Below are 11,771 nucleotides of genomic sequence, written 5' to 3' on the forward strand. Positions count from 1 at the left end.
GGGTGCGCCTTGCGCACCGGGCTTCACGCTCTGTGCTGCGCGCCGGAATGCAGCCTTGGGGTGGATGGCCGTAGCCATCCACCATGGTTATCGCAGGTGGATGAAAAGAGCGTCATCCACCCTACGCGCTCGGGTGGCGTAGGGTGCGCCTTGCGCACCGGGCTTCACGCTCTGTGCTGCGCGCCGGAATGCAGCCGTAGGGTGGATGGCCGTAGCCATCCACCGTGGTTATCGCGGGTGGATGAAAAGAGCGTCATCCAGCCTACGCAGCGGTGGCGTAGTGGGGCTACCTACCAAAGCCAGCCCCGCTTCCTCCCAAAGTACCATTCTGCCCAGGGCCCTCGGGGTGCATAACTAGCACTGCCGGAATTCGCCGGCATTCATAACAAGAGGACCGCGCCATGTGGACTAAACCCGCCTTTACCGATCTGCGCATTGGTTTCGAAGTGACCATGTACTTCGCCAATCGCTGACCCGCCCTGGCCCCGGCTGGTCCGGGGCATCCCAATCGGTAACCTGCCATGCATATCCAGATTCTCGGTTCCGCCGCCGGCGGCGGATTTCCCCAGTGGAACTGCAATTGCCGCAACTGCCGGGGTGTGCGCGATGGCAGTCTGCGCGCGCAGCCGCGCAGCCAGTCGTCCATTGCCCTGTCCGATCACGGCAGCGAGTGGATTCTGTGCAACGCCTCCCCCGATATCCGCAGCCAGCTGGCCGCCTTTCCGGCCCTGCAGCCGGCGCGCAAACTGCGCGACACGGCGATTGCCGGGATCATCCTGCTGGACAGCCAGATCGACCACTGCACCGGCCTGCTGACCCTGCGCGAAGGCTGCCCGCACCAGGTCTGGTGCACCGAGATGGTCCATCAGGATCTGAGCAGCGGCTTTCCCCTGTTCACCATGCTCAGCCACTGGAATGGCGGCCTGCAGCATCAACTGATCTGCCTGGACTGCGAGCCTTTCAGCATCGCCGCCTGCCCGGAACTGGCCATCACCGCCGTGCCGCTGCTGAGCAGCGCGCCGCCGTATTCGCCGCACCGCGGCAACCCGCATCCTGGCGACAATATCGGTCTGTTTGTCGAGGATATGCGCACGGGCGGCAGCCTGTTCTACGCCCCCGGCCTGGGCCAGATGGACAAGCAGGTGCTGGCCTGGATGGCCCGCGCCGATTGCCTGCTGGTGGACGGCACGCTGTGGCGCGACGACGAGATGCAGGTCTGCGAGGTGGGCGACAAGCTTGGCAGCGAGATGGGTCATCTGCCGCAGAGTGGCCCCGGCGGCATGCTGGAGGTGCTGGACGGGCTGCCGGGCAAACGCAAGATCCTCATACATATCAACAACACCAACCCGATTCTCGACCTGGACTCGCCCGAGCGCGCCGAACTGGACGCCCGGGGCATCGAGGTCGCCTTCGATGGCATGAGCATCGATCTGTAGGGTGCGCCGTGCGCACCTGATGAACGCGGTGCGCATGGCGCACCCTACGGAGCAAAGCACCGGAGAGTCTTGATGAGCCAACCCGCCATGAGCCCCGCCGAATTCGAGCAGGCGCTGCGCGCCAAGGGCGCCTACTACCACACCCATCACCCTTACCATCAGGCCATGTACGAGGGTCGCGCCACGCGCGCGCAGATCCAGGGCTGGGTGGCCAACCGCTTCTACTACCAGGTGTGCATTCCGCTCAAGGATGCGGCGATCCTGGCCAACTGCCCGGACCGCGACACCCGCCGCGAGTGGATACAGCGTATTCAGGACCACGATGGCGCGCCGGGGGAGGAGGGCGGTATCGAGGCCTGGCTGCGCCTGGGCGAAGCGGTGGGACTGGACCGCCAGCAGCTGCTGAGCCAGGAGCTGGTGCTGCCCGGGGTGCGCTTTGCCGTGGACGCCTATGTCAATTTCGCCCGCCGCGCCTGCTGGCAGGAGGCGGCCAGCAGCTCGTTGACCGAGCTGTTTGCACCGACCATCCATCAGTCGCGCCTGGACGCCTGGCCGCAGCACTACCCCTGGATCGATGCCGGCGGCTATGACTACTTCCGCAAGCGCCTGAAGGAAGCGCGTCGCGATGTCGAGCATGGCCTGCGCATCACCCTGGCCTATTACCGCACGGTCGAGGCGCAGCAGCGCATGCTGGACATTCTGCAGTTCAAGCTGGATGTGCTGTGGAGCATGCTCGATGCCATGAGCATGGCCTACGAGCTGGAGCGCCCGCCTTACCACACGGTGACGGCCGAGCGGGTCTGGCATCGGGGGATCGCGTTATGAGCCTCAATCCAGCGGTGCGCGCGGCGCACCCTACCGATGCACAGCCCGTAGGGTGCGCCATGCGCACCCTGGAGGTCGAACCCATGCTGACCACTATCCCCGTTATCCGCCGCGGCTTTCGCCTGCAGTTCGAACCGGCTCAGGGCTGCCATGTACTGCTCTACCCGGAAGGCATGATCAAGCTCAACGACAGCGCCGGGGAGATTCTCCAGCAGGTCGACGGCCAGCGCTCGGTGGTCGAGATCATCGACCAGCTGCGCCAGCGCTTCCCCGATGTTCCCGGTATCGAGGAAGACATCCTCGCCTTTATGGAGGTGGCCCATGCACAGTTCTGGATCGAGCTTCGCTAAACCGGGCGTAGAGGTGGGGCAACCATTGTGGCTGCTGGCCGAGCTGACCTACCGCTGCCCGCTGCAGTGTCCGTACTGTTCCAACCCGCTGGATTTTTCCCAGCAGGGCGCCGAACTCTCAACCGCCGAATGGATCGAGGTGTTTCGCCAGGCCCGTGAGCTGGGGGCGGCGCAGCTGGGCTTTTCCGGTGGCGAGCCGCTGCTGCGTCAGGACCTGGCCGAGCTGATCAAGGCCGCGCGCGACCTGGGTTACTACACCAACCTGATCACCTCCGGCATCGGCCTGACCGAGGCGCGTATCGCCGAGTTCGCGCAAGCCGGCCTGGATCATATCCAGATCAGCTTCCAGGCCGCCGACGAGGAGGTGAACAACCTGTTGGCCGGCTCCAGAAAGGCCTTCGCCCAGAAGCTGGCCATGGCCCGTGCGGTCAAGGCGGCCGGCTACCCCATGGTGCTGAACTTCGTCACCCACCGGCACAATATCGACAATATCGAACGCATCATCGAGCTGTGCCTGGAGCTGGAGGCGGATTTCGTCGAGCTGGCCACCTGTCAGTTCTACGGCTGGGCCGAACTCAACCGCGCCGGCCTGCTGCCGACCCGGGCCCAGCTGGAACGCGCCGAGCGCATCACCAATGAGTGGCGCGACAGGCTGGCGGCGCAGAACCATCCGTGCAAGCTGATCTTCGTCACCCCCGATTACTACGAGGAGCGGCCCAAGGCCTGCATGAATGGCTGGGGCAACCTGTTCCTCGATATCACCCCGGACGGCACCGCGCTGCCCTGTCACAGCGCACGGCAGTTGCCGGTGCAGTTTCCCAATGTGCGCGAGCACAGCATCGAGCAGATCTGGCGGCATTCCTTCGGCTTCAACCGCTTTCGCGGCGACGACTGGATGCCCGAGCCGTGCCGCTCGTGCGATGAAAAGGACCGCGACTTTGGCGGCTGCCGCTGCCAGGCCTTTATGCTCACCGGGGATGCCAGCAACGCCGACCCGGTATGCAGCAAGTCGGCCCACCATGGCGTGATCCTCGCCGCCCGCCAGCAGGCCGAAGACGCGCCACTGGGGTTGGAGCAGTTGCAGTATCGCAATGAAAAAGCCTCGCGAATCATATGCAAGGTGTGATCGACCCGGACGCGATCTGGAGCGCCGAACAGGCCGCGGCGGCCAGTGTGGATTTCGCCGAGTTGCACGCCGCCCATGGTGGCCTGCTGTGGGTGGCCTTCGATCCGGCCCAGGCCCGTTGCGGGCTGTTCTACTGGCGTGATGGCCTGGCGCGTGAGCTGACGTCGCCTGGGTTTTCCGTGCGCAGCCGGGTCTATGAATACGGCGGCGGTGCCTGCTGCGCCACGGAGCGGGGCGTGGCCTTTGTCAACGAGGCCGATCAGCAGATCTACCACCTGGCAATGGCGCACACTTCTGTAGGAGCGGCTTTAGCCGCGAACCGCGTTGAGACCAAGGGCTTCGCGGCTGAAGCCGCTCCTACGGGGGCTAACAGGCCGTTGAAAAACGTAGGCGAGGCAGGCAAGACAAGGCAGAAACGGCCGAAAAAGCGGAGTTTACGTGTTGTAAATGAGCATTTTGAGGCCGTTTTTAACGCAGGATTGCCCACGCAGGTAGTTTTTCAACGGCCTGCTAAGCCTCTGGCGCTGACGGCTCGCAGCCACTGCCGCTATGGCGAGCTGTCCTTTGTACCGGCCTGGCAGGCGCTGCTGGCGCTGGAGGAAAGCCACGAGGGCGAAGCCGTGGTGCATCGCCTGGTGCGCATCGGCCTGGACGCTAGCCGCCAGGTGCTGGTGGAGGGCGCCGATTTCTATGCCGGCGCGGTGGCCAGCCGCGATGGTCGGCAACTGGCCTGGATCGAGTGGAGCAGGCCGAGTCTGCCCTGGGTGGCGACCCGACTCTGCCGGCGCGATTCAGAGGGCGTCGTCAGCGTGCTGGCCGGCGCGCAAGATGACCAGGCCCTGCAGCAGCCGCGCTTTGATCCTGCGGGGCGACTCTGGGTCCTGAGTGATACCAGCGGCTGGTGGCAGCCATGGTGTCTTGACGCTGAACAAGTTGGTGCGCACGGCCTGGGCGGCCCCGCGTCACCCTACGATCATGCGCCTGCGCCCTGGCAGTTGGGCGGGTGCAGCTATCTGCCGCTGGCCAACGGCGAGATGCTGCTCACGCGCTTCGAGCAGGGTGTCGGGGTGTTGGTAGGGTGCGCCGTGCGCACCATTGATACCGGCGCAGAAGGCATGGGTGTGCACCGCCTAGGCGGCCCCGCGACACCCTACGCACAGCGTCTGGCCGAGGGTTTTACGCGCTTTCGCGCCCTGGCGGCGGATGCAGAGCATTACTACTGTATCGCCGCCTCACCGAACCGGTTGCCGGCTGTGCTGGCGATAAGCCGAAGCGATGGCGCGGTGCGCATACTGGCCGGTGGTCAGTGTCCATTGAGCGACACGCACCTTTCCTGGCCGCAGCCCCTCGCCTGTGCCGTGGGCGAGGGCGAGCGCTGCCATGGCTTTTTCTACAAACCGGCCACTGGGGATAAACCGCCGCCGCTGGTTATTTTCCTGCACGGCGGCCCGACCTCGGCCTGCTACCCGGTGTTCGATCCGCGCATCGCCTACTGGACCTTGCGTGGCTACGCCGTGCTCGATCTCAATTACCGTGGCAGCAGCGGTTATGGCCGTGCCTACCGTCTGCGTCTGGCTGGGCAGTGGGGGGCGCTGGAGGTCGAGGATATCCGCGCCGCCATCGCCCAGCTGGCCGCTGAGGGGCGCATCGACCCGGCGCGGGTCTTTGTTCGCGGCGCCAGTGCCGGGGGCTACAGCGCGCTGCTTGCCCTGGCCGAGTTGCCGGGGCTGTGCGGCGGCGCCAGCCTCTATGGGGTCAGTGACCCGCTGGCGCTGCGCCGGGTCACCCACAAGTTCGAGGCCGATTACCTGGACTGGCTGATCGGTGATCCCGAGCGCGACGCGGAGCGTTACCAGGCGCGCACGCCGTTGCTGCAGGCCGGGCGCATCCAGAGCCCGGTGATCTTCTTCCAGGGCGGCCTGGACGCAGTGGTGTTGCCCGAGCAGACCGCAACCATGGTGGCAGCCCTGCGCCAGCGTGGCCGCTTGGCCGAGTACCACCTGTTCCGCGAGGAGCGCCACGGCTTTCGTCAGGCCGCCAATCTGGCCATGGCGCTGGCCGAGGAGTGTGCCTTCTATCAGGCCTGCAGCGCCGCGCCGCGGGCATAGAAATCCTGGTATTCGGCCTCCGGCACAAACAGCCCGCCGGTGGTCCAGAGCAGGTGGTTGGCCTGGGGCATGGCCGCCTGCAGGCCGTGGCGGGCCAGGTAGGCGCGGCCGGCGGGGCTCTGGCACAGCAGGGCGGGGCCGCCGAAGCCGGCTGCCGCCGAGGGCTCGATGCGCAGGCCCTGGCTGCTGCCGGCCAGGTACAGCTGCCTGAACAGCTGTGCGTCGGTCACGGTCAATACCCCGGACAACAGCGGGCGCATCAGTTCCAGAGCCAGGGCCGAAGCCCGTGGCACGGCCAGGCCATCGGCTTCGGTGCGGTTGTCCAGGCCGTGCTGATACACCGACGGCAACTGCCCGGGCTCGGCGGCCAGGCCGAGCAGAAAGCAGGGTGACTGGGTCGGCTCGGCGAAGAAGCAGTGCACATGGGCGCCGAACAGCTGCTTCAGGCCAAAGGCCACCCCGGCCGGGGCACCGCCCACGCCGCAGGGCAGGTAGACGAACAGCGGGTGTTCGGCATCCACGGTGATCCCGGCCTGCGTCAGCTGCTCGGCCAGGTGCAGGGCGGCGGCGCTGTAGCCGAGCAGCAGCGAGGGCGAGCGCTCGTCGTCGACGAAATAGCAGAAGGGGTCCTGTTCGGCCTGGCGTCGCCCGGCGGCGACCGCTTCCTCGTAGTCGCCCAGATGCTCGATCACGTTCACCCCGTGCTGGCGCAGGCGCGCCTTCTTCCAGGCCTTGGCGTCGGCCGACATATGCACCTCGGCGCGAAAGCCCAGGGCGGCGGCCATGATGCCGATGCTCAGGCCGAGGTTGCCGGTGGAGCCGACCAGCACCCGGTAGCGGCCGAACAGCGCCCGCGCCGGCGCCTCGGCCAGTCGCCCATAGTCGTCACCCGGAGTGATCAGGCCCTCGGCCAGGGCCAGGCCCTCGGCGAACTCCAAAACCTCGTGGATGCCGCCGCGGGCCTTGATCGAGCCGGCCACCGGCAGGCTGTGATCGGCCTTGAGCCACAGCCGGCCGCTGCCAACGGGCAGGTTCAGGGCCTGTTGCAGGGCCGGGGTGGCGAGCAGGGGGGATTCGATGCGCCCGGCGCTGGCCGCCAGCTCCGGGAACAGCCGGGCCAGCAGCGGGGCGCAGCGCTGAAAGCGTGCCTGGGCCGCTCTAACGTCAGCTAGACTAATGCCGGTGTCCGCCTGGGCCGCCGTTTCGGGCTGGAAGCGCGGGTTGCACCAGAGCAACGGCTGGGCACTTCTCAGGGACTGTTCCAGGTGATCTTGTGACATCTCGTGCATGGTGCTGTATCCGGCTGCGGGTGAGCCCTGCAGTGTCGACCCGAGCGGCCGATTCGGCAAACCGCTAATACTGCTATATGGATTAGTAAAACTAATGAACTTGTCCGCCTCGCTGCTCAGCTGGCTGCGCTGTTTCGAAGCCGCCGCCCGGCACCTGAGCTTTACCCGCGCCGCTGCCGAGCTGTGCATCACCCAGGGTGCGGTCAGCCAGCAGGTCAAGCAGCTGGAGCAGTGGCTGGGCCAGCCGCTGTTTCTGCGCCAGCCCCGGGGGTTGCTGTTGAGTGCCAATGGCGAGCGCCTGCGGGCGGTGCTGGGCGAGTCCTTCGCGGCCATCGACAGCTGCCTGGGGCTGCTGCGCCAGGACCCGGCCGGGCCGCTGGTGCTGTCCTGCTCACCGTCCTTTGCCATGGGCTGGCTGACGCCGCGCCTCGGTGACTTCTTCCGCGCCCATCCCGGGGTGGGGCTGCGCGTGTATGGCGAGTTCCACCCCCTGGATCATCGGCGCATGCAGGCCGAGGGCATTGCCGCCGCGGTGCGCTTCGACCTGGGCCATTACCCCGATCTGGCTGCCCGGGCCTTTCTCGATGAGTGGCTGCTGCCGGTGGCCAGCCCGGCCTTTGTCGCGGCTCACCCGGAGTTGCGTGGCCCGGAGAATTTGCGCGGCAGCCTGCTGCTGCATGACCAGAGCCCCTGGGCCGGGGCGGCGCCCTTTGCCGAATGGCAGCACTGGCTGGGTGCGGTGGGCGCACCGCGCGGCGATCTTGAGCAGGGCCAAAGCTTCAATCTGGCGCAACTGGCCCTGGCCGCCGCGCTGGCCGGGCAGGGCGTGGCCCTTGGGCGCAGCGCTCTGGTGCTGGAGGACATTGCCGCCGGCCGCCTGGTCGACCTGTTCGGCCTGTGCGTGCAGAGCCCTGCGCGCTATCACTTTATCTGCCCGCCCCAGGCGCATGCCGCCACCGCCCAGGTCGGTGACTGGCTGGCCGCCAGCGGCGCGGCGTTCCAGCGCCAGCGCAGCCAGCTGCTGGCTGCGCCCGGACCTACTACGGCGGTCGTATTGCAATGAGCGGTGTATGCAGTAGGCTGCCGGTGTTCATTCATAACAATAAAAGGCTGCCGTATGAGCCAGGCTTTTTCTGCCTTGCGCAAGTTCGTTTCCCCGGAAATCATCTTCGGTGCCGGCTGTCGGCATAACGTCGGCAACGTCGCCAGCAACTTCGGCGCGCGCAAGGTGCTGCTGGTGTCCGACCCCGGGGTGCAGGCCGCCGGCTGGGTCGCCGATATCGAGGCCAGCCTGCAGGCCCAGGGCCTTGAGTATTGCCTGTACACCGGGGTGTCACCCAACCCACGGGTGGAAGAGGTGATGAGCGGCGCCGAGCTATACCGCAGCGAGGGCTGTAACGTGATCGTCGCGGTGGGCGGCGGCAGCCCCATGGACTGCGCCAAGGGCATCGGCATCGTGGTCGCCCATGGCCGCAGCATCATCGAGTTCGAGGGCGTGGACACCCTGCGCGTGCCCAGCCCGCCGCTGATTCTGATCCCCACCACCGCCGGTACCTCGGCGGACGTGTCGCAGTTCGTGATCATCTCCAATCAGCAGGAACGCATGAAATTTTCCATCGTCAGCAAGGCGGTGGTGCCGGACGTGTCGCTGATCGACCCGGAGACCACCCTGAGCATGGATGGCTTTCTCAGCGCCTGCACCGGCATCGACGCCCTGGTGCACGCCATCGAGGCCTTCGTCTCCACCGGCTCGGGGCCCCTGACCGACAGCCATGCCCTGGAGGCCATGCGCCTGATCAACGGCAACCTGGTGCAGATGATCGCCAACCCCGCCGATATCCTGCTGCGCGAAAAGATCATGCTTGGCAGCATGCAGGCCGGCCTGGCCTTTTCCAACGCCATCCTTGGCGCGGTGCACGCCATGAGCCACAGCCTGGGCGGCTATCTGGACCTGCCCCATGGCCTGTGCAACGCGGTGCTGGTGGAGCATGTGGTGGCCTTCAACTATGACGCCGCGCCGGATCGCTTCAAGTTGATCGCCGAGACCCTGGGCATCGACTGCCGCGGCCTCAGTCATGTGCAGATCCGCGCCCGCCTGGTGCAGCACCTGATCGACCTCAAGCATGCCGTGGGCTTCAACGAGACCCTGGCTTTGCACGGGGTGGGCAGCAGCGATATTCCCTTCCTCTCGCGCCATGCCATGCACGACCCCTGCATCCTCACCAACCCGCGCCAGTCCAGCCAGCGCGATGTCGAGGTGGTCTATGGCGAGGCCCTCTGACAACCCGGACCAGGCCCTGGCCGGGTTGCTGGGCCTGAGCAGCCAGTCCCAGCGCAAGAGCCACTACCCCGAGCTGCTGGCCCGCCTGGAAGAGCTGGAAGCCGAGCGCAACCGCTACAAATGGCTGTTCGAGAACGCCGTGCACGGCATCTTCCAGGCCCGCCTGCAGCAGGGCCTGCTGGCGGCCAACCCGGCCCTGGCGCGAATGCTCGGCTACCCCAGCCCCGAGGCCCTGCTGGCCGAACCCCCGGACCTGGCCGCACAGCTGTTCGTCGGTGGCGAGGCCGAGCTGCAGCGCATTCGAGCCGCGCTGAAACAGGCCGGTGGCCTTTATGGTCATGAGGCCGAGCTGCGCCGGCGTGACGGCACGGTGATCACGGTCCTGATGAACCTGCTGCTCAAGCCAGGGGAGCAGGGCCTGTTCGAGGGCTTTGTCGCCGATATCACCGAGCGCAAGCAGGCCCAGCAGCGCCTGCAGCAACTCAATGACGAACTGGAGCAACGGGTGCTGGCGCGCACGGCCGAACTGCAGGAGGCCAACCTTGCCCTGCAATTGCAGATCGAGCAGCGCGGGCGCATCGAGCAGGATCTGCGTGAGGCCCGTGACGCCGCCGAGGCGGCCAACCGCAGCAAGGACAAGTACCTGGCCGCGGCCAGCCACGACCTGCTGCAGCCACTGAATGCGGCACGCCTGCTGATCGCCACCCTGCGCGAGCGGGCCTTGCCCAGTGCCGAGCTGAATCTGGTGGAGCGCAGCCAGCAGGCCCTGGAAGGCGCCGAAGACCTGCTCAGCGACCTGCTGGAAATCGCCAAGCTGGACCAGGCCGCGGTCAGGCCGGATCTGGATAGCTACAGCCTGGAAGAGTTGCTCGCACCCCTGGCCTCGGAGTTCCAGCCGGTGGCCGCCGCCGTCGGCCTGCAGCTGCGCGCGCGCATCCCGGCGTTGAGTGTGCGGACCGATGCGCGCCTGCTGACGCGCATCCTGCGCAACTTCCTGAGCAATGCCTGCCGCTATACCGAGCGCGGCGGCGTGTTGCTGGGCGTGCGCCGGCGGGGCGCCTGGGCCGAGTTGCAGGTGTGGGACACCGGCATCGGCATTGCCGCCGAGCAATTGCCGCAGATCTTTCTGGAATTCAATCAGCTGGATCGTGGCCGCGCCGCCGAGCGCAAGGGCGTGGGGTTGGGGCTGGCCATCGTCGAGCGGATCGCGCGTATTCTCGATTGCCCGGTCCGGGTGCAATCGCAGCCAGGCCGGGGCTCGCTGTTCAGCATTCGCGTGCCCCTGGCGCTGCAGGCCCCTGTGCGTCAGGTTGCGGCGCAGCCCGCCTTGCCGGTCACGGGCGACCCCCTGCCAGGACGGCGCCTGCTGGTGATCGATAACGAACAGAGCATCCTCGACAGCATGGCCTTGCTGCTTGAGCAGTGGGGCTGCCAGGTACTCACCGCCCTCGACCTGCCGGCGGCGCTGCAGGTGCTCGATGGCCAGGCGCCGGAGCTGATCCTGGCCGACTATCACCTGGACCACGGCATCACTGGCGCCGAGGTGCTGCAGGCGCTGCGCGAGCATTTCCAGCAGGCCATCCCGGCCCTGGTGATCAGCGCCGATCGCAGCGATGCCTGCCGCCGCGAGCTGCAGGCCCTGGGCGTGGCGCTGCTGAACAAGCCGGTCAAGCCCGGCAAGCTGCGCGCCAGTCTCAGCCAGCTGCTCAACCAGTAGGGCAACCATCCATCGCCACCAGGGTGGCAATTTGCCGCTATGGCGGGCGCCTTTGACCTGCATCAACCGCCGCTCGCTGGTGGCGGTATACAAAGGCGCCTTTTCCACGAGGCCGTGTCTCCGTGAGTTGTTGCGCCCCTGTAGGAGCGGATTTATCCGCGATATTCGCGGCTCAAGCCGCTCCTACAAGTGCTGGGGCGACTCATCAACACTTAATAGAGGCATAGTCTTTTTCATGAGGCTCTGGCGATGTGCAGTTTCAGAGACGAGGTAAAAGTGCTCTGCAACGACCCGGAACTGGTCGAGCAGATGCGTGAGCTGCTGGCCGGGCAGGTGGCGGCCGAGCAGGTGTTCTGCGAGGCGCGGGCCTGTAGCGAGGCGCCGCTGTGCCGCTGGCTGGGCGAGCTGCACCTGGGGCAGGCCGGGCGGGTGCAGGCCACCCTGCAGGAGGTGGTCGAACTGCTGCACGGCACCCGCCATGCCTTCAAGTCCAAGGCCGTGGCCCAGGCCCGTAGCCGCCTGCATGACCTGCTCAGGGAGTTGTCAGAGCCAGCCTGATCAGGTAGATATGGCTGCGGTAGGCATCGCCCGAGGGCGATGGCCGGCTTTGCCGAGCAGGACACAGGGCCTGAAAGACAG

The 11,771-nt window shown here is 66.7% G+C and carries 11 protein-coding genes; 10 read left to right on the forward strand and 1 reads right to left on the reverse strand.

Going from position 1 to position 11,771, the window contains the following annotated elements; all coding sequences use genetic code 11:
• The first annotated feature begins 401 nt into the window (after nt 1–401).
• The 6 genes from pqqA (at nt 402) to GJV18_RS09010 (ending at nt 5,845) form a co-directional block, all read left to right on the forward strand.
• Nucleotides 402–473, forward strand: a complete 72-nt coding sequence (pqqA, locus tag GJV18_RS08980) for a pyrroloquinoline quinone precursor peptide PqqA (protein WP_003253598.1) — start codon at nt 402–404, stop codon at nt 471–473.
• 48 nt (nt 474–521) lie between these two features.
• Nucleotides 522–1,436: a pyrroloquinoline quinone biosynthesis protein PqqB gene (pqqB, locus tag GJV18_RS08985; RefSeq protein WP_160344600.1), complete on the forward strand. Its 915-nt coding sequence runs from the start codon at nt 522–524 to the stop codon at nt 1,434–1,436.
• Between the two features lie 72 nt (nt 1,437–1,508).
• Nucleotides 1,509–2,261, forward strand: coding sequence for a pyrroloquinoline-quinone synthase PqqC (pqqC, locus tag GJV18_RS08990; protein WP_160344602.1), 753 nt, complete (start codon nt 1,509–1,511; stop codon nt 2,259–2,261).
• Nucleotides 2,262–2,344: 83 nt separating this feature from the next.
• The gene (gene pqqD / locus GJV18_RS08995; protein ID WP_160346059.1) at nt 2,345–2,611 is read left to right on the forward strand and encodes a pyrroloquinoline quinone biosynthesis peptide chaperone PqqD; all 267 of its coding nucleotides are present in this window, start codon (nt 2,345–2,347) and stop codon (nt 2,609–2,611) included.
• The gene (pqqE, locus tag GJV18_RS09000) at nt 2,583–3,737 is read left to right on the forward strand and encodes a pyrroloquinoline quinone biosynthesis protein PqqE (protein WP_160344605.1); all 1,155 of its coding nucleotides are present in this window, start codon (nt 2,583–2,585) and stop codon (nt 3,735–3,737) included. Before pqqD ends, pqqE begins: the two co-directional genes overlap by 29 nt.
• Complete coding sequence (locus tag GJV18_RS09010) at nt 3,725–5,845, forward strand: alpha/beta hydrolase family protein (protein WP_233280086.1); 2,121 nt, start codon at nt 3,725–3,727, stop codon at nt 5,843–5,845. The genes pqqE and GJV18_RS09010 overlap by 13 nt, the downstream gene beginning before the upstream one ends.
• Here GJV18_RS09010 and GJV18_RS09015 read toward each other — a convergent pair.
• A complete protein-coding gene (locus GJV18_RS09015; RefSeq protein WP_160344607.1) occupies nt 5,815–7,134 on the reverse strand; it encodes a D-serine ammonia-lyase in 1,320 nt (439 codons plus the stop codon). The genes GJV18_RS09010 and GJV18_RS09015 overlap by 31 nt on opposite strands.
• A 94-nt stretch (nt 7,135–7,228) precedes the next feature.
• Here GJV18_RS09015 and GJV18_RS09020 point away from each other — a divergent pair, with 94 nt between their 5' ends.
• The 4 genes from GJV18_RS09020 to GJV18_RS09035 all read left to right on the forward strand — a co-directional run bounded on the left by GJV18_RS09020 (nt 7,229) and on the right by GJV18_RS09035 (nt 11,690).
• The gene (locus GJV18_RS09020) at nt 7,229–8,197 is read left to right on the forward strand and encodes a LysR family transcriptional regulator (protein ID WP_160344609.1); all 969 of its coding nucleotides are present in this window, start codon (nt 7,229–7,231) and stop codon (nt 8,195–8,197) included.
• 54 nt (nt 8,198–8,251) lie between these two features.
• Entirely contained in the window at nt 8,252–9,415 is a 1,164-nt protein-coding gene (ercA, locus tag GJV18_RS09025) for an alcohol dehydrogenase-like regulatory protein ErcA (protein ID WP_160344611.1), read from the forward strand.
• Nucleotides 9,399–11,132, forward strand: a complete 1,734-nt coding sequence (locus GJV18_RS09030) for a hybrid sensor histidine kinase/response regulator (RefSeq protein ID WP_160344613.1) — start codon at nt 9,399–9,401, stop codon at nt 11,130–11,132. The genes ercA and GJV18_RS09030 overlap by 17 nt, the downstream gene beginning before the upstream one ends.
• 249 nt (nt 11,133–11,381) lie before the next feature.
• Nucleotides 11,382–11,690, forward strand: coding sequence for a hypothetical protein (locus GJV18_RS09035; protein ID WP_160344615.1), 309 nt, complete (start codon nt 11,382–11,384; stop codon nt 11,688–11,690).
• Nucleotides 11,691–11,771: the final 81 nt, after the last annotated feature.

This window comes from Pseudomonas xionganensis (assembly GCF_009763245.1).
In the GTDB taxonomy this organism is placed as follows: domain Bacteria; phylum Pseudomonadota; class Gammaproteobacteria; order Pseudomonadales; family Pseudomonadaceae; genus Aquipseudomonas; species Aquipseudomonas xionganensis.